At 62.9% G+C, this 22,003-nt stretch carries 25 protein-coding genes and 1 pseudogene; 9 read left to right on the top strand and 17 right to left on the bottom strand.

Going from position 1 to position 22,003, the window contains the following annotated elements; all coding sequences use genetic code 11:
- Window positions 1-59 precede the first annotated feature (59 nt).
- From gvpM to ACEWFR_RS22295, 8 genes are all read right to left on the bottom strand, one after another.
- The gene (gvpM, locus tag ACEWFR_RS22330) at window positions 60-377 is read right to left on the bottom strand and encodes a gas vesicle protein GvpM (RefSeq protein ID WP_374063123.1); all 318 of its coding nucleotides are present in this window, start codon (window positions 375-377) and stop codon (window positions 60-62) included.
- The gene (gvpL, locus tag ACEWFR_RS22325; protein WP_374063122.1) at window positions 374-1,342 is read right to left on the bottom strand and encodes a gas vesicle protein GvpL; all 969 of its coding nucleotides are present in this window, start codon (window positions 1,340-1,342) and stop codon (window positions 374-376) included. The genes gvpM and gvpL overlap by 4 nt, the downstream gene beginning before the upstream one ends.
- Window positions 1,339-1,683: a gas vesicle protein K gene (locus ACEWFR_RS22320; RefSeq protein ID WP_374063121.1), complete on the bottom strand. Its 345-nt coding sequence runs from the start codon at window positions 1,681-1,683 to the stop codon at window positions 1,339-1,341. Before ACEWFR_RS22320 ends, gvpL begins: the two co-directional genes overlap by 4 nt.
- The gene (gene gvpJ, locus ACEWFR_RS22315; protein ID WP_374063120.1) at window positions 1,680-2,291 is read right to left on the bottom strand and encodes a gas vesicle protein GvpJ; all 612 of its coding nucleotides are present in this window, start codon (window positions 2,289-2,291) and stop codon (window positions 1,680-1,682) included. The genes ACEWFR_RS22320 and gvpJ overlap by 4 nt, the downstream gene beginning before the upstream one ends.
- A gap of 83 nt (window positions 2,292-2,374) precedes the next feature.
- Window positions 2,375-3,298: a hypothetical protein gene (locus tag ACEWFR_RS22310; protein ID WP_374063119.1), complete on the bottom strand. Its 924-nt coding sequence runs from the start codon at window positions 3,296-3,298 to the stop codon at window positions 2,375-2,377.
- On the bottom strand, window positions 3,295-3,897 hold the full coding sequence (locus ACEWFR_RS22305; protein ID WP_374063118.1) for an Hsp20/alpha crystallin family protein: 603 nt from the start codon (window positions 3,895-3,897) through the stop codon (window positions 3,295-3,297). The genes ACEWFR_RS22310 and ACEWFR_RS22305 overlap by 4 nt, the downstream gene beginning before the upstream one ends.
- Window positions 3,894-4,148, bottom strand: coding sequence for a gas vesicle protein GvpF (gene gvpF / locus ACEWFR_RS22300; protein WP_374063117.1), 255 nt, complete (start codon window positions 4,146-4,148; stop codon window positions 3,894-3,896). Before gvpF ends, ACEWFR_RS22305 begins: the two co-directional genes overlap by 4 nt.
- Before the next feature lie 2 nt (window positions 4,149-4,150).
- Window positions 4,151-4,774 carry a GvpL/GvpF family gas vesicle protein gene (locus ACEWFR_RS22295; protein ID WP_374063116.1) on the bottom strand — a complete coding sequence of 208 codons (624 nt, stop codon included), beginning with the start codon at window positions 4,772-4,774 and terminating at the stop codon, window positions 4,151-4,153.
- Window positions 4,775-5,141: 367 nt separating this feature from the next.
- Between ACEWFR_RS22295 and gvpA the strand changes: the two genes are divergently transcribed.
- From gvpA to gvpO, 3 genes are read left to right on the top strand one after another with little or no spacing between them, the layout of a single operon-like run.
- Window positions 5,142-5,420: a gas vesicle protein GvpA gene (gvpA, locus tag ACEWFR_RS22290; RefSeq protein ID WP_098726914.1), complete on the top strand. Its 279-nt coding sequence runs from the start codon at window positions 5,142-5,144 to the stop codon at window positions 5,418-5,420.
- 6 nt (window positions 5,421-5,426) lie between these two features.
- The gene (gene gvpN, locus ACEWFR_RS22285) at window positions 5,427-6,461 is read left to right on the top strand and encodes a gas vesicle protein GvpN (protein ID WP_374063115.1); all 1,035 of its coding nucleotides are present in this window, start codon (window positions 5,427-5,429) and stop codon (window positions 6,459-6,461) included.
- Between the two features lie 59 nt (window positions 6,462-6,520).
- Window positions 6,521-7,075 carry a gas vesicle protein GvpO, halophile-type gene (gvpO, locus tag ACEWFR_RS22280; protein ID WP_374063114.1) on the top strand — a complete coding sequence of 185 codons (555 nt, stop codon included), beginning with the start codon at window positions 6,521-6,523 and terminating at the stop codon, window positions 7,073-7,075.
- Window positions 7,076-7,230: 155 nt separating this feature from the next.
- Here the strand turns inward: gvpO and ACEWFR_RS22275 are convergent.
- The 4 genes and pseudogenes from ACEWFR_RS22275 to ACEWFR_RS22260 form a co-directional block, all read right to left on the bottom strand.
- Window positions 7,231-7,668: pseudogene (locus tag ACEWFR_RS22275) on the bottom strand (zinc ribbon domain-containing protein); the annotation flags it as partial.
- A gap of 614 nt (window positions 7,669-8,282) precedes the next feature.
- Window positions 8,283-8,555, bottom strand: coding sequence for a HalOD1 output domain-containing protein (locus ACEWFR_RS22270; RefSeq protein ID WP_374063113.1), 273 nt, complete (start codon window positions 8,553-8,555; stop codon window positions 8,283-8,285).
- 55 nt (window positions 8,556-8,610) lie between these two features.
- Complete coding sequence (locus ACEWFR_RS22265) at window positions 8,611-8,967, bottom strand: ArsR family transcriptional regulator (RefSeq protein WP_374063112.1); 357 nt, start codon at window positions 8,965-8,967, stop codon at window positions 8,611-8,613.
- A 176-nt stretch (window positions 8,968-9,143) separates the two neighbouring features.
- The gene (locus ACEWFR_RS22260; protein WP_374063111.1) at window positions 9,144-9,659 is read right to left on the bottom strand and encodes an Lrp/AsnC family transcriptional regulator; all 516 of its coding nucleotides are present in this window, start codon (window positions 9,657-9,659) and stop codon (window positions 9,144-9,146) included.
- A gap of 881 nt (window positions 9,660-10,540) precedes the next feature.
- Between ACEWFR_RS22260 and ACEWFR_RS22255 the strand changes: the two genes are divergently transcribed.
- Window positions 10,541-10,891 carry a CHY zinc finger protein gene (locus ACEWFR_RS22255; protein WP_374063110.1) on the top strand — a complete coding sequence of 117 codons (351 nt, stop codon included), beginning with the start codon at window positions 10,541-10,543 and terminating at the stop codon, window positions 10,889-10,891.
- A 42-nt stretch (window positions 10,892-10,933) separates the two neighbouring features.
- Here the strand turns inward: ACEWFR_RS22255 and ACEWFR_RS22250 are convergent, their stop codons facing one another.
- Window positions 10,934-12,265: a winged helix-turn-helix transcriptional regulator gene (locus ACEWFR_RS22250; protein ID WP_374063109.1), complete on the bottom strand. Its 1,332-nt coding sequence runs from the start codon at window positions 12,263-12,265 to the stop codon at window positions 10,934-10,936.
- Window positions 12,266-12,647: 382 nt separating this feature from the next.
- Here ACEWFR_RS22250 and mutS point away from each other — a divergent pair, with 382 nt between their 5' ends.
- The gene (mutS, locus tag ACEWFR_RS22245; RefSeq protein ID WP_374063108.1) at window positions 12,648-15,392 is read left to right on the top strand and encodes a DNA mismatch repair protein MutS; all 2,745 of its coding nucleotides are present in this window, start codon (window positions 12,648-12,650) and stop codon (window positions 15,390-15,392) included.
- Window positions 15,393-15,406: 14 nt separating this feature from the next.
- Here mutS and ACEWFR_RS22240 read toward each other — a convergent pair whose 3' ends face one another.
- On the bottom strand, window positions 15,407-15,934 hold the full coding sequence (locus ACEWFR_RS22240) for an N-acetyltransferase family protein (protein WP_374063107.1): 528 nt from the start codon (window positions 15,932-15,934) through the stop codon (window positions 15,407-15,409).
- A gap of 105 nt (window positions 15,935-16,039) precedes the next feature.
- Here ACEWFR_RS22240 and ACEWFR_RS22235 point away from each other — a divergent pair, with 105 nt between their 5' ends.
- Together ACEWFR_RS22235 and ACEWFR_RS22230 are read left to right on the top strand one after the other, a co-directional pair.
- Complete coding sequence (locus tag ACEWFR_RS22235; protein WP_374063106.1) at window positions 16,040-16,183, top strand: hypothetical protein; 144 nt, start codon at window positions 16,040-16,042, stop codon at window positions 16,181-16,183.
- Between the two features lie 133 nt (window positions 16,184-16,316).
- Entirely contained in the window at window positions 16,317-16,772 is a 456-nt protein-coding gene (locus ACEWFR_RS22230) for a YbhB/YbcL family Raf kinase inhibitor-like protein (protein WP_374063105.1), read from the top strand.
- Window positions 16,773-16,833: 61 nt separating this feature from the next.
- On the opposite strand, the gene nucS is transcribed toward ACEWFR_RS22230, so the two are convergent.
- Window positions 16,834-17,577 (bottom strand): endonuclease NucS, encoded by a 744-nt coding sequence (nucS, locus tag ACEWFR_RS22225; protein ID WP_374063104.1) that lies wholly within the window; start codon window positions 17,575-17,577, stop codon window positions 16,834-16,836.
- 125 nt (window positions 17,578-17,702) lie between these two features.
- Here nucS and ACEWFR_RS22220 point away from each other — a divergent pair, with 125 nt between their 5' ends.
- Window positions 17,703-18,281, top strand: a complete 579-nt coding sequence (locus tag ACEWFR_RS22220; protein ID WP_374063103.1) for a hypothetical protein — start codon at window positions 17,703-17,705, stop codon at window positions 18,279-18,281.
- Between the two features lie 40 nt (window positions 18,282-18,321).
- On the opposite strand, the gene ACEWFR_RS22215 is transcribed toward ACEWFR_RS22220, so the two are convergent.
- Together ACEWFR_RS22215 and ACEWFR_RS22210 are read right to left on the bottom strand one after the other, a co-directional pair.
- Window positions 18,322-18,807 carry a hypothetical protein gene (locus ACEWFR_RS22215; protein WP_374063102.1) on the bottom strand — a complete coding sequence of 162 codons (486 nt, stop codon included), beginning with the start codon at window positions 18,805-18,807 and terminating at the stop codon, window positions 18,322-18,324.
- 260 nt (window positions 18,808-19,067) lie between these two features.
- Complete coding sequence (locus ACEWFR_RS22210; protein WP_374063101.1) at window positions 19,068-19,658, bottom strand: IS6 family transposase; 591 nt, start codon at window positions 19,656-19,658, stop codon at window positions 19,068-19,070.
- A gap of 331 nt (window positions 19,659-19,989) precedes the next feature.
- Between ACEWFR_RS22210 and ACEWFR_RS22205 the strand changes: the two genes are divergently transcribed.
- Window positions 19,990-21,924, top strand: a complete 1,935-nt coding sequence (locus ACEWFR_RS22205) for a beta-CASP ribonuclease aCPSF1 (protein WP_374063100.1) — start codon at window positions 19,990-19,992, stop codon at window positions 21,922-21,924.
- The last annotated feature ends 79 nt before the right edge of the window (window positions 21,925-22,003 follow it).

Below are 22,003 nucleotides of genomic sequence, written 5' to 3'. Positions count from 1 at the left end.
CTTCGTTCGGCCGTCCCTCTCCTGTCAGCAGTCTCGAGTCAACAGTCTCGAGTCCGCAGTCAACTTGACGGCTCGTCTCCGTCCTCGGCGTCCTCGTGGGAGCGACCGACACCGAGTTCGTCGAACGGGTCCTCGTCGAGTTCCGACCGATCGTACTGGCGTCGGCTGACTGCTGCATTCCGGCGGGTGGCGTCCCACTCTTCGAAGAGGCCGTACTCCGTCATCGTCTCCATGCCGGCGATGGCCGCCGTGAGCTTGATCCCGACCAGCGGAATATCCGCGACGGAGATGATCACGTCCGCGCGGAGGATCGCACCGTCTCTGAGCAACACGTCAAGCACGTCGACGAGCGCATCGTCGTTCTTTTGCGGTCTCATGGCTGTGGATTCGCCCGCTCGTCCGCGGCGGTCCCGTCATCGCCGAGTTCCGGTGCGAACGTGTACGGCGGCCACGGTCCCGTGAACCTGACCTCGAGTCCGTCGTTCGCCGCCACGTCGTCGAGTATCGAGCCGATGGCTTCCTCGTCGTCCTCGTGGGCCAGCACCGTGAGCCGACAGAGGGTTTCGCCGTCACTGGACTCGTCCGATCCGTCGCTCGAGTCTCCGACCGTTTCCGACTCGGTGTCGGTTATGTCGTTCGAGAGTTTCGCGCTTGGGGATCGCTCGAGCGCGTGGACTTCCCGCGCTTTTGCGGCCAATCGCTCCTCGAGGTCGGCGGTCAGCGATTCCCGTCGTGCGGCTCGGAGTTCAGTCAGCCGCTGGTCGAACTGCTTCTCGAGCAGGAATGCCGTTCCCTCCCCGGAGCCGCCGATCTGCTCGTCCAGTTCGCGCAGCCGTTCGTCACGCTCGATCAGCGCCTCGTCGCTGATCGGATCAACTTCGACCACTTCGACGCGGTACTCCCAGTGGTTGGCCAGCCCAGAGAGGGCGCGCTCGAGGGTTTCGGACTCCTCGCGGAGCCACTCGCGGACGGCGGCGTCGTCGCCGCGCAGAATCGTGTCGAACTGGAACGGAATCGGCGTTCCGAAGGCCTGCCCCGCCTCGTCGACGACCGTCTGGTGGCGGACGAGCCAGCGGCGGATCTGTGCGAGGTCCGCCGAGTCGTAGATGCCGTCACACGCGTGGACGACCGCACCGATTCCGTTTTCGGCGACGATCGAGACCGGTTCATCGTCGACGCCGGTCGTCTCGAGTTCGGCGTCCTCGTCGGCCCGTACGAGACAGTACAGGTAGCGCCCCTCGTCGATAGCCGGTGTCTCGGCGTGCTCGTCGGCCGGCTGCTCGTCGAGCGCCTCGAGTCCCTTGGCGGCACCGTCACCGTCGTTCGCGCCGTCAGAGCTCACTCGCCCTCACCTCCGAACACGGAGTAACCGGGGTTCTGCGTGGCGGTCGGCTCGCCGTGAAGCTGTTCGATCGCGTCGTTGACCAGCCCGTCCAGATCGCCCCGGAGATCGTCGACACCGTCCTCGATCTCCTCGTCGGCTTTGAGCTGTTCGATCTCGGCCTCGATCGTCGCGAGTTGGCTCCCGAGGCGTTCTATCTCCTCGTCCGACAGGTTACCAGACTCCATTCGACGGACCGCCTCGCGCTCGAGGGCGTCGATTAGGATTTCAACAACGGTTATGACAAGGGTAACGAGCCCCTGTCGCGCGTCCTCCCCGTCGCCGACGTCGATAGCCGTCATGATCCCTCTCCCTCCGGCTCCGCTTCCGGAGTGGCCTCGTCGCTCTCGGAACCGTCACTCTCGGAGCCGTCAGTTTCGGAGCCGTCGGCTTCCGATTCCGCGTCGGATTGGCCCTCGTCGGCCGAGTCGTCGCTGAGCAGGTCGAATCCGCCGCTGGTCGGTCTGTCGGGGTTCGGTCTGGCTCCGAGGCGTTCGCTCACCAACTCTTCGTCGCTGCCGGCGGCGTCGCGCTCGCTCGCCTCATCGCTACCGACGTTGCGCTCGCCGCTGTCGGCGCTCGCTTCGCCATCAGCGTCGTCTTCATCGGCGGTAACGTTGACGCCTCGAGTCGGATCGATCACCGGGTTCGGCCGGTCCATCTCCGCGAGTTCGGGATCATCGACCGCCTCGGCGACGCGGCGCATGTCCGTCCCCTCGGGGAACTCGAGGCCGTACTTCGCCGCGGTCTCGAAAGAGGCGATCGCGGCCCGGACCTGCACACCGAGCAGTTGTGTATCACCGATCGAGACGGCGATGTCGGCGTTGATGACGATCCCCTTGTCCAGGAGCATCTCGACGACTTCGGCGAGGTCAGCCTGCTGCCGACTGGGCTGGAACTCATCGACCATGGCGCTCACCTCCGGCGTTGCTCCGCTCGGGGTCGAAGTCAGTCGTCCTCCCCTCACAGCCGTTCGATCGCTGCAGTAATGGGTCACTCATTGTTCTTCCTCCGTTGTCGTTCCCGCTCGAGTTCGAACCGGCGTCCGTAGATTCGCTTTCGAGTCGGTGCCGTCGAGAGTTTGACCGCCTGTGGCACCGTCGAATAGCGGGTGCCGCTGCCGAGGTCGAGCCGATCGGTCGAAATCGTCGACGCCGCCGTCGGATTTCGCGAGTTCGTACTCGTATCCTGCCGGCGCATCTTCTCGCGGTTGAACTCGTAGAGCTTCTCGAACGTCTCGTGTGTCTCGATCAGCGCCGTCCGGAAGGCGTCGATGCCTTCCATCGCCTGCTGCTGGATTGCGGCCTGGTAGGCCTCCGGGTCCTCGGCGACATCGATGTCGCCGAGCGCTTCCTTCGCAGCAGAGCCGGCGTCCATTCCCGTGTCGAGCACACCGTCCCCGTCTTCGTCTCCGAGTAGACCATCGCCGTCCTCGTCGCCGTTCGCGACGTCCGACACGGCGTCCTCGACCATCCCGGCATCGTCGCCGTCCTCGAGCTCGTCCATGGCGTCGTCGAGTTCGCGTTTGTTCTCCCAGAGGTCGGTCAGATCCGCCGCGTTCCAGGCGTTCAACAGGTCGATCGCGTCGAACAGCTCCGTGAAGTCGACGAGTTCGCTCACACCGTCGTCCTCGTTCGCCAGCACGTCTGGAATCTCGCCGAGTTCGATGGCGTCGAGGAGCTCGTCCCCGTCGACGGCCTCCGGCAGGTCGCTGAGATCCATCGCCTCGAGCAGTTCGCCGACCTCCTCGGCGACCTGCACGAGAGTATCGACATTGCCGATGACCGTCTCGAGGGTGTCGTCGTCGAGTTTGTCTATCGCCTCGCTCTCGCCGAGCGTTTCCTCGAGTCGGCCGAGACTTTCTATCGCGTCCTCGAGCAGCGCGTCCAACGTCTCCTCGGACTCGGCTTCGCTCATTCGTCGCCCTCCGGCTCTTCGGTGCCCGTTTGCTCCGTCTTCTCCGGCCTGATCCGGACGGTCAGCACCCCGTTCTTGATCGTCGCCTGTGACTCCGTCTCGGGCCAGGGGACATCGATGCGATCGACTTCGCGTTCGTCGACGCCGAGGACCAGCGTCGAGCCGTCGAAGCCCACCGTCACGTCGTCCGGATCGGCCCCGGCGACGTCCGCGGTGACGAGCAGTTCGTCCTCGTGCGTCCGGGTCGCCACGTGGTGGTCGCTCGAGGGACCAGACGATCGAATACGGCGCTTTCGCGACCGATCGCTGTTCCTCCCTCGCGATCCCTCGTCGCCAAACGGATTCTGCCCGAGCGACGAATCGTCCGCCGAGAGGCCGTCGCCCGATCGGATCGAGATATCGTAATCGAAGACCGTTCGATCGCCGCGGTGACGGCCCGAGCGCGACGCCGGGCCGTCGTCGAGCGAATCCAGGACGGACAGCAGGCTCGAGAGCCAGTGATCGTCCTCGTCGATCTGACTGTCGTCGGTCCGGTGCTCGTCGGATCGGTCGTCGTCGGGCGATTCGCCGCGGTCGTCGTCCGGGGAACTGTCGGTCATTTTTTCACCTCTACGCGGCCGCTCGAGAGCTGCTCGTGAACCTCGCGGGCGGTCTCGAGCTCCGCCTCGAGTTCGTCCTTGCGGCGTCGGTACTCCGCCTCGGAGCGCTCGCCGAGTTCGTACAGGAGCTGATTCTCTTTGAGTTCGGCCTCGAGACCCTCCACATCGTACATTTCGTCGAGCGCGATCGTGTGGAGCGCGTCGACGATACCGACGAACGGCCGGAACAGGAGGTCGTCGAGGATGAACATGGTTACTGTTTGGCTCCGATTTTCACGTCGACGAAACTGTACGGTGCGAACGGCCCCGTGTACTGGATCATGAGCTCGTCGTGGTCCTCCTCGAAGTTGGCGACCGCGTCGTCGAACGCCTCGCGTTCGTCCTCGCCGACAAGATACGAGCGGTTCAGGACGAGCCGGTCGCTGAACAGATCGTTCTCGACGGACTGTGCGGCGATGGGCTCGAGGCGGTCCGCGACGTCTGCCTCGATCGCCTCGCGGTCAACGTCGGCGTCTTCCTCGCGGACGAGTTTGAGACCGAGTTCGATCTTGCCTTCGATGTCGCTCATCGCACGTCGGAAGGCCGGTCGCGCCCCACGAAGAACGTTCTTCAGCGCTCGATCGCTCTCGAAGGCCATCCCGAACTGCATGGGAACGACGGTCGTTCCGTCGTCGTACGCCATGATTTCCCGAAGGACATCGTCGTGGATCTGGGCGTCCTCGTCCGTCTCCTCGGGATCGGTCGTGTCGATATCCGAGACGACGGCACCGAGTCGCCGGTGTGAGATCGTGTAGACGCGGTCGGCACCGGCGACCGCGTCCGTCTCGAATTCGACGGTATCCGACTCGACGACGCCGTAGACGTACCGGTTATTCATCGGTAGATCACTCGTTGACTAATCATATCGTTGTCTCGTCGCTGACTCGAGTCCGTAGGTGACGCCCGTTCCGATTCCGTCAGTGAGACCGACGCGGTCGTGACACGCGTTCGTATTCCGTCGACTCGGTCGGTGATGGGACAGCTGGATGACATGGGGGGCTCCGGTAGCGTTGCTCCTCACGGGTACCGCACTCGAGTATCGTCACGGACGATTCGCTTCCGTAGCGGGTTATTGTGGTGCTTGCAGTCGCAACCTGCCGTATCACTTCGGCGGCTCGCGACATCGATGACCAGTCGCCAGGATAGGGCGACTTGCAGTCGCAGTGCAAGCCGAGTTACGAGACGCCGCTCAAACGCAAGACGGTATGTCACAACGAACACCCGATTCATCGAGTCTGGCAGAAGTACTCGACCGTGTCCTCGACAAGGGCGTCGTCATCGACGTCTGGGCGCGCATTTCTGTCGTCGGGATCGAATTGCTGACGATCGAGGCCCGCGTCGTAGTCGCCTCGGTCGACACCTTCCTGCACTACGCGGAGGAGATCGCAAAAATTGAGCAGGCCACGGCGGAGGGCGACCTCGACGAACTCGAGGAACTCGAGGTCGAGCCCCGCCCCGAATCGTCGCCGAAATCGGCGGAATAACTCACCATGGCCGACGACACTTCGCGCAAGCGCACGGTCCGTGGCAGGAAGATCACGGCCAGCCGCGAGCAGAAGAACGGTCGCAAAGCGAAGAAAGAGCTCGCGCGAACGGCATCGAACGCAGGCGAACGAAACGGCGACAGTCCCCTCTCCGATCCCGAAGCGGTCGTCCCCGAACCGTTCGTCGAGACCGACGCAATCCGGTCGCTTCGCGACCGGATCGACGGCTGGCTCGAGGCAGACCAGCCAGTTCACCTGATCGGACCGACGGGCTGTGGCAAGACGGCGCTCGCGCTGTCGGCCGCGGCGGAGCGGGGACGGCCGGTCGTCTGGCTCAACGGCGACGAAGCGGTCGACACCGCCGCGCTCGTCGGCTCCCATGCCGGCGGCGAGCGCTACGAGGAGAACGATCAGTTCGTCAGCGGCGTCAGCAAGAAGACGGAGATCGTTCGCGAACGCTGGGTGGACAACCCACTGTCCGTCGCGGTGCGAGAGGGCGCGACGCTCGTCTACAACGAGTTCTCGCGCAGCGACCCCGCCGCCCACAACGTCCTCCTTTCGGTCTTCGAGGAGGGCGTCCTCGAGCGGCCGGGCAAACACGGCGACGATCGGACGATCGACGTCCACCCCGAGTTCCGGGCGATCCTCACATCCAACGACGTGGAGTACGCCGGCGTCCACGAACAGCAGGACGCGCTGCTCGATCGGTTCATCGGCGTCCACGTCGACTACTACGACGACGAGACCGAACGCGAGATCGTCGCCGCACACGTCGACCTCTCCGAGGACGAGATCGCGACCATCGTCGACACGACGCGGGCGCTTCGCGACGAACTCGAGATCGTCATCGGCACGCGCGCGGCGATCACGGCCGCGAAGGGACTGACCGTCTTCGACGACCGCGCCGAAACCGACGAGGACGGTGAGTTCGACGACGAGACGCTGGCGAACGTCTTCACGGACGTCCTCGCGCCGAAGCTCGTCGGCGAGAACGACGGCGACATCGACGACCTGCGATCGCGGATCACCGAGACGATCTAACCACACGGAGGCGATCGGATCGATCCGAACGAACGACGGAACGAACCAAACCCAAGCCAATGGCCGAAGCCGACACGCAATCACCGGAGCAGTGCAAGGCCCTCACCACGGGCGGCGAGCGCTGCTCACGGCCGGCGCAGGACGACGGCTTCTGCTTCCAACACGACGAGAGTGATCACACAGTGAGCGACAGTCAGACAGCCCAAGAGGAAGAACAGGCCGACCAACCGGACGAGACGGCCGAGAGCGGCGATGTCGAGCAGCCTCGATCCCGCGGGACGACCGCGATGACCGCGGAGGAGAAGACCGACCCCGAGGCGGTCGACGACGCGGCCGATGTCGAACAGGAGGAGATCGCGGGCATCCTCGCGGTCCGAAACACCGTGCAGTCGACCGCCGGGCAACTCATCGGCCACGAGTTCGACGGCGTCAGCGAAATCTCGCCGACCGACGACGGCTGGCGCGCGGTCGTCGAGGTCGTCGAGCGCCGAGCCGTCCCCGACACCCAGGACATCATCGGCCGCTACGAGATCGAACTCGACACCGACGCCACCGTTCACGGCTACCGCCGACTCGACCGTTACCGACGCGGCGATACCGCCGAGTTCGAGTAACGGCCGATCGGCACTCGTCCGCTCCGAACGAACGAGCCTCGATTGAGACCGCTCGAGCGAGACCCGTTCGCTCGAGGCCGCTCGAGTGGTAACGCCGGCCGCTGTCGCTCACTCCTGTCGTCTCCTTTTGGCCGTGGTTTCCACCGCGTGATCGCTCAGATCGGGGGGCCGCCGTCGGCGGCGAGTGGCGATCGATCGTCGGCGGCAGTCGGATCGGACGGCCGGTAGTCACAACACCGGCCAGGGTAGTAGCGCCGCGCGAGGACCGTCGCGGCGTTGAAATCGGCGGCGACGGTGTCGACGCGACAGTCCGGATTGTCACATCGGAGGGTGGTGTTCAGTTCTCGAGTCCCGAGCACACCGCAGGCGTGACATTCTTGGGTGGAGTACGCTTCGGGCACCGGCGTCACCGGGAGTCGGTACTCGGCGGCGACGGCCCGAAGCCGCAGGTGTGCCGCGGAAAGGAGCCACGACGAGCCGCGGTGGGCGTTGGGGGCGGTCAGCCACGTCCACAGGTCCGGCCGGTAGTGGCTGTCTTCGGTGACCAACACCGGGTCGTCGTAGGCGCTCGCGTACTCGCAGATTTCTCGAGCCAGACGACTTCGAACTGGACGACAGCCAATTGAATTTTGTCGGGTCGCTCGAGTTCAGCCCGGTGAAGTAGTGAGCTAATTTGTGCACTCTCGGTTGATCGGTCTTAGCCATTGAACGTCGGCATATTCTCAATGGCGTCGCACTATAGTAGCCACTGCAAGTCACCGCACACCTGATCGCACGAGTACGTTACGATCAGTGTGTACATCGTTTCAGTGGCTACTATATCATTCCACATATCATCGATTCAGATACGAACTACTCTTGTCATCGATACAGCAATACTCGTGAACACAACCCACTCTTCCTCGATGTTTCGAGTTTTCCAAGCGATGTCTGGTTATAAATTGTGACATCAGACTCAGTATAATACTGGGATATCAGACAATTTCAAGTTACTATACACACGACGATCTATGGCTCGTGTACATATTCGGGGATCAAATTCTGTCGACGTGCAACCTGAGGCAGTTGAGTCGAAAGGTTGCTTGATCATCTTCTATTCACTGGGAGGTCGCTGAACGCCGCGATAACTACGTGTGCGAGTTGACCAATGGCCTCGTCCAATCGAGCGTGGATACACTACCGTTGTCTTGGGGTCGGCCGACAGCGGTTACGTGACTTTGACGAACTCCGCGGCGCCGCTTTGCTCGACGGTAATGCGGTAGCCGCTGTACGTGAATTCGACCGTTATCTGTGCCTCTGGTGACGGCGGATTCGAATACAACTCCGATATTATCCCGTCGATGCAGTTGTAGGTCGGTGTCAATTCGTCTGCTTGCTTTCCCTCAAGGTCAGCGACAACTTCCGCTATCGCAACAGCCGGCTCCTCTCTGTCGGTGTTCAATTCCCGGTGAACGATTTCGTCGTCGTGGGTTTGTGTCATAGTCTCTCAATAGTTCGGCGTCGTGGACGGAACGGATGTGGTCGAGACACTGTTCTCACTCGCCCGCGGCGGGTAGTGCATAGCCGTCGATACGTGCCGCTTGGTCGATGAACTGGCTGTGCCCATTTATCCCGTCGAGTTCAATCGATTGGCTCTCCTGGGCGAACGTGATGAGGCCGGCATCGGCGAGTTTCGGGAGGTGCATATGACGAAGTTGCATCTCGACGGTAGCACTACTGGTGTTCCGGCTCTCCTCAGGGTGGCCAGCGTCCCAGTTGGCGAGTGAAGCCGCCAGCGTGCCGAAGTCCACGGTCTCGGATTCATGGGTCAGGTGATACAAGACGTAGCGCCGGTACGGATGCCGCAACAGGTCAAACATCTCGTTCATCCCTGATTGGGTTTGTTCTGCCATCACCCATCGTCTGAGCCGGACCGCCTTAATCTCTTTTTCGCGATAATTTTATCTATTTGATAGTACAAGCAAGAGCGGCTATTTACTTGACTTTCCCAAGCACAAGAGAGGAGACAGCCGGACCGGATCCAGTATGCGTTCGGGACTCCGACAATTGCTATCCTTCCCGCCGGTAGCTACTCCTCGGACGAACCGATTTCCTCGGGCGCATCGGCGTCCTCTCCGGCGAACTCCTGATGGAAGTGATTCCACGGCTGGATGTGTTCTTCTGCCAGAATGTTGCTACTCACGATTCGCAAGCCGAGGTCATCTAACTGGTCGGTACTCTCCTCAATCTCGGAGGTCGATTCGGCGACGACCTCGACGTGGAGGTTCTCCTCGCCGGACAGCATCTCCCGGACGTTGACGACACCCCGAACTTCGAGCGCATTCTCCGCCATCTCTGATCGGCGGGAGAGGTCCGTTGAGCAGATGAACAACACTTGCATCGGATACCCCGCCTGCTCGTAGTCGAGTTCCGGATTGTAGCCGGTGATGATGCCCTTCTCCTCCAGTTGCTTGATTCGGTTGTGGATGGTTGTTCCAGTTACGTCCGTTTCCTCCGCAATGTCCGTGTCGGAGGCCTCGCGGGCGTCCACCTGCAACAGGTGCAGAATGCGGCGGTCAAGGTTGTCGAGCGGGTCATCGTTCATGATGGTTTATTCGTTGCCAAGTCAGTTGAGTTGCTCGCCCGGACCGGACGCGCGTGGAGTCCCCTCCTCTGTACTAAACGGCTATGCATGCTTACGTATCGTCATTAGGTTCCTCAGCCGTGAGTTTATGCCCAGTTTCCCGCCCGTGTTCAATAATCACTTCAGACGATTTGTGCCCTTCCTCCGTTACCAGCTTTGAGAAGTTACACACAGTACACACAATATGGACTTTCTGTGGGATTTACACGGCTTCGTCTGTCGCGATCTCTTTTTGCTTGGTCATCTATGCAAACCATGTGGAGAAACAGCGAATGGACGGCGGCACGCCGTCAGCGATCCGTTCACTGCTTAACTCTCTGTCCTTGGATACGTGGAAGACGTATAAGGGCCGCCTTCACCCATATCCTCACACTTCCGAACGACCACTGGTTATTCTATCACCGATACTGACCTGCGGGGTACTTCGAGAATTCTTTTGTCTGTACTGACCGCTCGGTCATAGTCTACTCTCTTCCCTCCTAAGCGGACTCGACGATACTCGTTATCGAGGTCCCATCCTCTCCTACTGCTGGAGCAGCACCGTTGTACCGTCTCAAATCGTCTAGTTTGACTTTTTTGCTAAAGTAACAACTGCAACTAGTTACACACTGATCGCACAGTCCGCGGTTCGGAGCGAGCACCGCGAGCGAGAACCGCGCTACTGTCGTGCGATCAGGTGTGCAGTGACTTGCAGTGGCTACTATAGCGCGGCGCGCGCTCCGATCGCCGTGCAATTGCCTGCCTGTAGGGGCACTAGCGCTTCAGACGAACGGACCCTCGAGGCCAAATCACACTCCCATCCAACCATAACACCGAAGCATCCGCTAGCCGTCGAGCCACTCGTGCAATCGATCGAAGGCCACACGGTCCACGGTGTCGACGTCGGTCCGGAAACCCGGTGTACTCACTACGACACCGACCGCGACGTGGTCGCGTTCAAATTCGCCTGCTGCGAGCGCTACTATCCCTGTTTTCGCTGCCACGAGGAAACGACGGACCACGAGGCCGTGCCGTGGCCTCGAGTCCGGTTCGACGAGCCGTCCGTGCTGTGTGGCGGCTGCGGGACCGAACTCACCGTCCCCGACTATCTCGCGGCCGACTACAGCTGTCCGGCCTGCGACGCTCCCTTCAATCCCGGCTGTGCAAAGCACGCGGCGCTGTATTTCGAGACGACGGATTCGGACCGCAAGTGACCAGGCCGACTCGAGAGACCCGCACGCCTCGATCGCCCAAACTCAGTCGTCGGCCGGAACCGCTCGCGAGTCGGTCTCGGCGGCTCGCTCGTCGGCCAGCGCCGCTTCGACTCCCGGCGGTAGTTCGTTGACCATCGAGCGACCGTCTTTTTCGCGCACGACGAGCCCGGCGTCCTCGAGCGCGGCGAGGTGATGTGACACCGTGCTTGGGTCGCGCTCGAGCGCGTCCGCGAGCCGTCCGTTGGGCGCGCGCCCGAACTCGGCGATCGTCTCGAGCACCTCGCGTTTTGCCGGCTCCGCGAGGGCGGCCAGGAGTTCGGCGTCGTCGTCCTCGAGGAAGTAGCGGCGCTTGCCGTTGACCTTGCGTGCGGTCACCAGCCCCTCGTCCTCGAGGACGCGGACGTGATGGCGAACCGTCGAGAGGGGCACTTCGGTTCGGTCGCTGACCGCCGAGAGGTACGCGCCGGGTTGCTTCCGAACCGTCTCGTAGATTGCCGCACGGCAATCGTGCTCGAGCGGGTCCGAATCGTCGTAGCGGCTGTACCGGAAGAGCGGCAGGATCTTCCAGAGGTCCGCAGCTGCTCGTCGGAGCTGGTCCGTCTCCCGGAGGTGACGGAGCCAACTGGCGGTCGCGGTGCTCGCACCCCCGGCGGCCCCTGACGCGCCGGCCCCGGCGGCTCCGCCGGCTCCGCTCGCTGCGACACCGGATGCGGAGATTGCACCCAGCATCCCGACGAGGATCGCGTTCGTGGCCGCTTCGCTCGTGCTCGGCGGATCGACGGGAGCGGCGGCACCGTCGATCGCGTGCTCGAGCCGTCCGCCGATTCCGGCTACAGTGCCAGTGGTAGTCTCGGCCGTTTCGCCGACGGTCTCGTTGATGGCCGCCGTCGTCTCGCTGACGGTCTCATTGACGGCTGCCGTCGTGTTGGTGGCCGTCTCGTTGGCAATCGTCGTCGTGTTATTGACGGGTTCCGTCGTGCTCGAGACGGTGTCGGTGACCGTCTCCGTCGTCTCGCCGGTCGTGTTTTCTACGGTATCGGCCGGGTCGGTTGTCGTATTCTCGAGGCCGTCGGTCGTCTCGTTGGTACTCTCCTCGAGGCTGTCGGTCGTGTTCTTGGTCGCATTCTCCGTGTCGTCAGTCGTGTTTTCGGTGGTATTTTCGAGGCTCTCAGTCGTACTCTCGAGCTCCTCGCTGGTGTTCTCGGTCGAGTTCGTCGTTCCGTCGTCGGTCGTTTCGAGCGAGTCCGTCGACGCCGTCGCGACCGAGCCGACGCTCGCCGCTCCGGCGACGGCACCCGTGACTGCGCCGCCGAGGAGCATGGCGGCGACGAGACACGCGAAGATGCGGACCGCGACCGGCGAATCCGACTCCATAGCTGTTGTGAACCCATGAGCGATGAATCGTAATACCTCTTCCCGTTTTGTGACAGTCACGTGATCAGATAGCTCTCGTTGCCACTGACAGTTGCTTCACACTCGATCGCACGGTAGTAGCGCGGTTCGGAGCGAGCGCGGTTCGGAGCGAGCGCGGTTCGGAGCGAACGCGGTTCGGAGCGAACGGAGTGAGCGAGAACCGCGGGGACGCGAACGGCGAGCAAAGCGAGCCGTGAGCGAACGAAGTGAGCGCTCACCACGAGCGAGAACCGCGGACTGTGCGATCGGTGTGTAAACCGCTTCAGTCGTCACTAGCTGCTCTCGAGCCCGAAACGCGGCCGATCCAGCAAGGTATTTCAGCGTCGGGCGGCCGAATTCACGTATGGATCCGGCGCTTGGCCCTCCCGAGGAGATGGCCGAGATACGCGACGAGCTGACGCCGATGATGCGCCAGTATCACGATCTCTGCGCGCGCTATGACGATGCGATCGTCCTCTTTCAGGTCGGGGACTTCTACGAGACGTTCTGTGGCGCGGCCGAACGGACGGCGCGCCTACTCGAGATCGCGCTGACCAGTCGGGAGGACAACACTGGCGAGTACCCGATGTCCGGCATTCCGATCGACAACGCCGAGTCGTACATCGAGGAGCTGCTCGAGGCCGGCTACCGGGTCGCGGTGGCCGATCAGGTCGAAGAGCCCGGCGAGACGTCGGGCGTCGTCGAACGCGCAGTGACGCGCGTGATCACACCCGGAACGCTCACCGAGGACGAACTGCTCGCCAGTGACGACAACAACTTCGTGGCCGCGGTGGCTCGCGGCGACGCAGCCGCCGGCGAAGACCCCGAACTCGCGCTGGCGTTACTCGATGTCTCGACGGGTGACTTCCTCGCCACGAGCTCCACCTCGAGGGAGTCGATCGTCGACGAGGTGAGTCGGTTCGATCCCGCAGAGGCTGTCGTCGGCCCGGACGCGCCCGCCGATCTCGTTCCCGATAACTGTATGGTCACGCCGTACGACGAGAGCGCGTTCGACCGCGAGCGGGCGGGCGAAAAACTCTCCGCGTACTTCCGCAACCCCGATGCGCTGCTCGCGAGCGACGCCGAGATTCGGGCTTGCGGTGCGGTGCTCGCCTACGCGGAGTACGTCCGCGGCGGCACACACGTCGGCGAACGCGGTGAAGCGGACGACGAGATCGAGGACGAATCTGGAGCTGCGGACGGTATCGAGAGTGACGACGCACACCTCGAGTATCTCACCCACCTCACGCGGTACGATCCGCGGGAGTACCTGCTGCTGGACGCCGTCGCCCTGCGAAGTCTCGAACTGTTCGAACCCCGCGCCGTTCACGGGCGGGACGAGGCGACGCTGGTCGGCGTGCTCGACGACACCGCCAGCGCGCTCGGCGGCCGAAAGCTCAGGGACTGGCTCCGGCGGCCGCTGCTCGAGCCCGACCGGATCGAGGCGCGGCTGGACGCCGTGGAGGAACTCACGAGCGCGGTCCAGACGCGCGAGCGGCTGCACGACCGGTTGCGGTCGGTCTACGATCTCGAGCGGCTGATCGGACGGATCTCTCGAGAGCGGGCGAACGCGCGGGACCTGCGCTCGTTGCGGGATACCCTCGCCGTCGTTCCCGACGTTCGCGAGGGACTCGCTGACGCGGATTGTGAGCGACTGCAACGGCTTCACGAGGCCCTCGATCCGCTGGCCGACGTCCGCGAGCTGATCGAGGACGCGATCGTCTCGGACCCGCCGATCGAAATCACCGAAGGGGACATCATCGCGGAGGGGTACGACGACGATCTGGACGACCTGCGCGGGACCGCCCGCGACGGCAAACAGTGGATCGACGACCTCGAGGAGTGCGAACGCGAGCGGACCGGAGTCGACTCGCTGAAGGTCGGCTACAACTCGGTTCACGGCTACTACATCGAGGTGACGAACCCGAACCTCGAGTCTGTGCCCGAGGACTACCAGCGTCGCCAGACCCTCAAGAACTCCGAGCGGTTCGTCACGCCGGAACTCAAAGAGCGCGAGGATCAGATCGTCGGCGCGGAAGAACGCGCGGATGAACGCGAGTACGAACTGTTCTGCGAGGTCCGCCGAGAGATCGCAGACGAGGTCGAACGCGTCCAGAGGCTCGCCGAGGCGCTCGCGACGCTGGACGCGCTCGTTTCCCTCTCGAGCGCCGCGGCCCAGTACGACTACTGCCGGCCAGAGATTCTCGATCGCAACGGGGGTCAGACCCTCGAGATCGAGGGCGGTCGCCATCCCGTCGTCGAGCGCACACAGGAGTCGTTCGTCCCGAACGACGCCCGATTCGCGCGCGATCGGCGGCTTGCGGTGATCACGGGGCCGAACATGTCGGGGAAATCGACCTACATGCGGCAGGTTGCCCAGATCGTCCTGCTGGCGCAGGTCGGAAGTTTCGTCCCCGCTAGCGCGGCCCGGATCACGCCGATCGACCGGATCTTCACCCGCGTCGGGGCCAGCGACGACATCGCTGGCGGGCGGTCGACGTTCATGGTGGAGATGGACGAACTCGCAACCATCCTGCGGGAGGCCGACGAGCACTCACTCGTCCTGCTGGACGAAGTCGGGCGGGGGACCTCGACGGCCGACGGGATGGCCATCGCGCAGGCGATCACCGAACACCTCCACGACGCGGTCGGCGCGACGACCCTCTTCGCGACCCACCATCACCCGCTGACCGAACTCGCCGACGACCTCGAGGCCGCGTTCACGCTGCATTTCGAGGTCGAACAGATCGGCGGCGAGGTCGCCTTCCACCACGAAATCGCGCCCGGCGCGGCGACGGGTTCGTACGGCGTCGAGGTCGCGACCGCGGCCGGTGTCCCCGCCGCCGTCGTCGACCGCGCGCGGGGCCTGGTCGCGGACGAAGCGGACGATGCCCTCGAGACGGTGAGTGACGACAGGCCGACCGCTCGTGATTCGAACGAGGATGCGGTGCCCGAAGCAACCGAGATCGCGGAATCGGCAGCTACCACAGACGGAGGAGACGTGCCGACCGACGTGGCTGCAGAACTCCGCACGCTCGATCTCGCACACCTTACCCCCGTCGAGGCGCTGACGGAACTCGATCGGCTGAAACAGCTGCTCGAGGAGTGAGGCTGGCGCTTTCTTCAGTCGCCGTCGACCAGTGATTTCCGATAGACGAGGCGTTCGACGGGGTCGTCGAACGCCTCGATCCGTTCGCGGTGGACTTCTTCGAAGCCCTGCGCCTCGTAGAGTCGGCGCGCTGCGGTTTGTTTCGCCATCGTGTCGAGAACGATCTGTGTGGCATCCTGCGACCGAGCACGCTTCTCGAGTTCCGCGTAGATCCGACGGCCGTATCCTCGTCGCTGATAGTCGGGGGCAACGCGCATTCGAGTGAGTTCGATTGCGCCGTCCATCAGATCGGGACCGACCTCCGCGATGTAGTCCGTTTCCTTCACCGGACGAAATCCGCCCATCGCGACGACGCTTCCGTCGAGAGCGCCGACGAGGAACTCCCCATCACCGTCAACGTACGTCTCGAAAACTCGCTCGAGATCGGTATCCGAAACAGTGTCGACGTAGGCTCCCGTGTCTCGCATGGTCGTCTCGTGTAGCTCACGGACCTGATCGCCGTCTTCCGGCCGATATCGACGGATCGTCGGGTCGTTCTCCATATTCGAATAGTGTGTTCCCAGTCTGAAAATGACACTGTCTTGGTACATCTCCGGGCTGCAGTGACCAGCACAACACACAACTATCGCGGTGATGTCGTGGGTTTCATGACGTATCGAACGACGATCGGCTGGTCGCTCATCACCTCGGGTATCGTCACGCTGTTGCTGGCGTATCTCCCAGGACAGTCGTGGATGTGGGGAGTCGGACTGCTGGTGCTTGGAATCGTAATATTCGCTGTTCGCCGGTAGCACCTGTTTTGACTGGAAACCGATTCGATCGCAACGATTTCAGTGGTCCCTGTCGCGACCCGGAGGAACTGTAAGTTTCTTCTATTCCGGTGGTGAACGGCCGACGCGGAAGTCACACGAGGTACAAATCGACATGGAAGAGTTCACACTCGAGAGTCCTGCTTTTGACCACGGCGACCGAATCCCGGAGGAGTACGGCTACACGAAAGACAACGTCAATCCGCCCCTCGAGATCGACGGCGTTCCGGACGATGCCGAGGCGCTCGCGCTGGTCGTGGACGACCCCGACGCGAAGGAACCCGCTGGCAAGGTGTGGGACCACTGGGTGGTCTGGAACGTCTCGCCGGAGACGGAGACGATTCCGGAAGACTGGCGTCCGGACGAGGCGACCGTCGGAACGAACGATTGGGAGGAGCGCGACTACGGCGGTCCGAACCCGCCGGATAGAGAACACACCTACCGGTTCAAACTGTTCGCGCTGGATACGACGCTCGAACTCGGGCCCGACACCGGCGCGGACGACCTCGAGTCGGCGATGGATGGCCACGTCCTCGAGCGAACGCGGCTCGAGGGAACGTATCCGGCCTGACAAATCGGCGTGACTGGACCGAGAGTCACAACGCAGTACTCGGCCGGGAACCCCGACGGAATCACTCGGCTGGCGGCTCGAGCGAAACGAACTCGAGGCCGTGTTCGGTCAGCAGCCGCTGGGCGCGCTCGGTCACTGACGGAGCGACCAGTATCCCGCGAACGGCCGCATCGGCGTGTAAATCCCGCTCGAGGGCGTCGACGTAGCGTCGAAGTTGGCTCACCGCATCGGGGCCGACGCGGCGGCGCTTCAGTTCGACCACGACCGCCCGGCCCGCTGAATCCTCGCCGTAGATGTCGACCGCACCGGCCGGCGTCTCGCGCTCGGTCGCTAGCGGTGTAAATCCCGTCTCGAGCAGCTCGGGGTCCTCGAGAATCCGCTGGCGGAGGTCCTCTTCGGTCCCCACGAGGGCGAGTTCGTTCTCGTCCGAGCCCGAGAACGCGGACACCTGCAGGACCTCCTGAAATCTGACGCGCAGCCGTTCGTCCGGCGTCGACCGCAGACTCTCGAGGACGAGCGTTCCGTCCTCGCAGGACGCGTCGTGGTCGCAGCCCGGCGGCTGCCAGTTGACCGGCTGCTGGCCCTCGTCGGTGTGGACCAGCGCCGCCCCGTCGGGTTTGAGCATGACGTGGCGATCGCCCGCCTCGAGATAGCTCGTCGCTCGGCCGTCGTAATCGACGGTGCAGCGACCGTAGACGGTGACGATGGCGTCGCTATCGATTCCGCGGGCGATCACGTCGCGGGCCGCTGCCGGTGTCGGCCCCTGGAGGGTTTCCGTTCCGTGGCCGTACTCGGAGTCCGTCACTGGTCGTGGTAGCACCGGGACGGATAAAAGGTGCCCGCTGTCGTGCGGATTCCCCGTCGCTTCGTCGCGTTCGAGTGCAGCCCAACGCAGAAGGTATATCCTCGTTCGTCCCCGCGCAAGACACGATGTCGAACCTATCGACCCGTCGGGGGTTCCTCGCACTGACCGGCACCGGTACGGCCGCGTCGCTGGCCGGGTGCTCCCAGCTCGAGTCGCTCGCACAGAACGATTCGGAGAACGGAGGCGACGCAGTGACGGTCGCAGTCCAGCCGGACCGGGAGGCGCTGACGAGCCTGCAAGAGGAGGTGCAGAACAATGCCAGCGACGAGAACCTCAGCCAGCAGGAGGCCCAGCAGGTCTATCGAGAGCGACAACGCGAACTGGTCGCGGAGACCGCGACGGCGTTCGAGGAATCGGCGAGCGAACGCGACTTCACGATCGAGGCGTCCGAGACCGAGTACGGACTCTTCCGCGTCACCGGCTCCGACGGCGCGATCATGGACGCGCTCCGGAACGGCGATATCAGTGGGATCTATCCCGGCGAGCGGTACGAGGTGATCGTCCAGCGACAGGAGCGCCGAGCGTTGCTCGAGCAACGGCGGTCTCAGGTCGGCGAAGCGAACGAGTCGACAGCCGAAAACGAGACTGCCGTTGGGAACGACACCGAGAACGGGTCGACCGCCGGGAACGAAACGGACGGCTAATCCCGTTTCCCGTCGCTTCTTCGCTTATCGTCCCGGAAGTTCAGCGATCGAGCGAGAAGGGACTCTCACGTTCGGTCCAGTTCCAGCCCGGGAGTCGCTCCTGAAAGCCGGCGGCGAGCGCCGCCTCGCAGTCGTCGATACCGGCGTTTTCGCTCGCATCGCCGTGGACCTGAATATCGGCGTAGTGGAACGTCGCCTCGCCGAGCGTCCGCAGCGGTTGGTCGCCGGCGATCGTCGCGGCCAGTTCTCGCCCGAGGAGTTCGTCGACCACGAACCCCGGGTAATCGTTTTCCACGTCGAGGTCCCTGAGGATGGCGACCAGGGCGGCGACGTTGACGGCCAGATCGCCGTCGGCGAAGACGGTGTCGACCTCCTCACGATACCGGTCCGTCGTCACCGCGTCTACGTCGGTCCCGAAGACCTCGCCGAGGTCGTCGCGAACGTCGTTGATGAGGGGGACGACCCGATCGGCACGGTCGACGACCCAATTTCGTTCCTCGCGGACTCGAGCGGGTGTGATGTGCATGAAGGGGAGGACGATATCGGTCCCCAAAACGCTGTATCATCGGTCCTAACTGCGCCGTCGTCGAGCGCGATATAGTAGCCACTGAAACGATTCACACACTGATCGGACAGCTATCGGTCGGTCAGGCGTGCAATGACTTGCAGTGGCTACTATAATACCATACCACGATCTGAATGTGACCGTGTTGTGATCGCGACGCGGTCAACCGTTCAGTAACTGTCTGCCGACAGTATGCTTCCTCTGTGGTCAGGTGGTCGTGTTTAGTTTATAGCATTGTGCCAGACCGCGAAGGATTGGAGCCAGGATTCAGCTGTTGACGGTTTTGCGTGACTGAAACAGTTTGAGAACGAAGAGGTACGACGCTTTATCTCGCGAAAGACACGTTCAGCAGCGTTCCGATTTCCATGTTTTTCGTATTGAAATCGGAGCCCAGATCGACGGAGTGCAGTCTGGAGGTGTTTTGCTCCATCGACGAGAAACATTGCATCGTCGAGGTCATGTTTCTCAGTGAGTTCCTTCAGGAATCGCTCTGTCAACGCGGTCGTAGTCGTCGAATACAGCCGTATATGAAGGATATTGTTCGTTTCCGGATCAACAGCAGTGTACAGCCAATACCGATGTTCGTCGAGTTGAATCACTGTCTCGTCGAGCGCGACGTGATTCGGCTTCTCATCCTCTGCCGGCTGTAGATCGCACTTATGGACCCAATCGTGGACTGCCTTGCGACTCCGTTCGACACCGAACTTCTCCAATTCTCGAACGGTATTCGAAAGCGAGAGACCTGCAAGATGGAGCCGAATACCGAGCTCCATCAGCTGACGCGGTGTCCGCTCTCGCTCCACAAAACTCAAATCGACCGGTCAGGTTTTTGCGAAGGCTTTTATACTACGCAAAGAATAGCCTCGAGTAAGCGGGTTCTCCCTGGAATTGTCCCGCACGAACCAGGATAACCGATCCGGGAGCGTCTTCGTCAGGCACGGAGGAGGATACGATGATTCGGGAGACGAGGCGGAGTGTGAGCTACGTTGTCCCATTCGGACGACGCTCACACGTGGCGTGGCGGCTATCGGTCAGCAGTCGTCACGGTGCTGAAACCCGTCGACGGTCTCCTATCGCTTCTGTTCCACCCGGCGGCGCACTCGATCCCGGGCGGCGAGTTCACGCAAGCCACATTGGCGACCTATGAGCACTGTAGAGCAGCAACTCGACGATCTCGAAGCACAGATCACGAGCGAGTTACCGAGCGATATCTCGGTCTCCTCGGTGAAATACGAAGGCCCCGAACTGGTGGTCTACACCCGCGATCCGAAGAAGTTCGCCCAGCAGGGCGACCTCATTCGGCAGCTCGCGAGCAAGCTCCGCAAGCGGATCACAGTTCGACCCGACCCCAGCGTCCTCTCGCGACCCGAACAGGCTCGCGAGGAGATCATGAACGTCGTTCCCGAGGACGCGGGGGTCACTGACCTTGACTTCCACGCCGACACCGGCGAGGTCGTCATTGAGGCCGAAAAGCCCGGCATGGTTATCGGCCGCCACGGGTCGACGCTCCGCGAAATCACGAAGACTGTCGGCTGGACGCCCGAAGTCGTCCGCACGCCGCCGATCGAATCCTCGACCGTCTCGAACGTCCGCAGCTTTCTCAAACAGGAGCGCGACGACCGCCGCGATATCCTCGAGAAGGTCGGTCGACAGATCCACCGCGAGGAGATGTCCGACGACGAGTATGTCCGCATCACGACGCTGGGATGCTGTCGCGAGGTCGGCCGCGCATCGTTCATCCTCTCGACGCCCGAGACGCGGATCCTCATCGACTGCGGTGACAAACCCGGCGCGGAGGGCGAAGTGCCCTATCTCCACGCGCCCGAAGCACTCGGCGCTGGGCCACAGACCATCGACGCGGTCGTCCTCACGCACGCCCACCTCGACCACTCCGCGCTGATTCCGCTGCTGTTCAAATACGGCTACGACGGCCCGATCTACTGTACCGAACCGACGCGAGATCTGATGGGGCTGCTGACACTGGACTACCTCGATGTCGCGGCCAAGGAAGGCCGAAGCCCGCCCTACGAGAGCGAGCAGGTCCGCGAGGCGATCAAACACTGCATCCCCCTCGAGTACGGCGACGTCACCGACATCGCGCCGGACGTCAAGCTCACGTTCCACAACGCCGGTCACATCCTCGGCTCGGCCGTGTCGCACTTCCACATCGGTGACGGCCTCTATAACGTCGCGTTCTCCGGCGACATTCACTACGACGACACCCGCCTGTTCAACGGTGCGGTCAACGACTTCCCCCGCGTCGAGACGCTCGTCCTCGAGTCGACCTACGGCGGTCGAAACGACTACCAGACCGACCAGCAAGACTCCGAGCGGAACCTGGTAGAGGTCATCAACGACACTTACGACAAGGGCGGAAAGGTCGTTATTCCCGCCTTCGCAGTCGGTCGGTCACAGGAGATCATGCTCGTCCTCGAGGAGGCGATGCGAAACGGGAAAATTCCCGAGATGCCGGTCCACCTCGACGGGATGATCTGGGAGGCGACGGCGATCCACACCACCTACCCCGAGTACCTTCGGGACGATCTGCGAGACCGGATCTTCCACGAGGACGAAAACCCGTTCCTCGCCGAGCAGTTCAACCACATCGACGCCGGCGAGGAGGAACGACAGGATGTCGCCGACGGCGAGCCCTGCATCATCCTCTCGACCTCAGGGATGGTCACCGGCGGCCCGATTATGTCCTGGCTCGGCCACCTCGGTCCGGATCCGGACTCGACGCTCGTCTTCGTCGGCTACCAGGCGCAAGGAACCCTCGGCCGACGCATCCAGAACGGCTGGGACGAGATCCCTACCAGCGAAGTCGGCGCCATGGGCGGCGGCGACGGCCGCGGCACCCTCTCGCTGAACATGGGCGTCGAGACCGTCGACGGCTTCTCCGGCCACGCCGACCGCGCCGGCCTCGAGAACTTCGTCAAAACGATGAATCCACGCCCCGAGAAGGTGCTCTGTGTGCACGGCGACGAACGATCCACGCAGGACCTCTCGAGTGCCCTCTACCACGACTACGATATGCGGACATTTGCGCCGAAGAACCTCGAGACCTTCCGCTTCCTCTAAAGAAAGCCCTCGGCGTGCTCGAAAACGCCGTCGGCGTTTTCGGCATCGGGAGAATCTTCGATTCTCCCACGAAGCCCTG

Origin of the sequence: Natrinema sp. H-ect4 (assembly GCF_041894845.1) — an archaeon.
Lineage (GTDB): Archaea > Halobacteriota > Halobacteria > Halobacteriales > Natrialbaceae > Natrinema.
The sequence above is the reverse complement of the archived record's forward strand: the minus strand, read 5'-3'. Positions and strand labels throughout refer to the sequence as shown.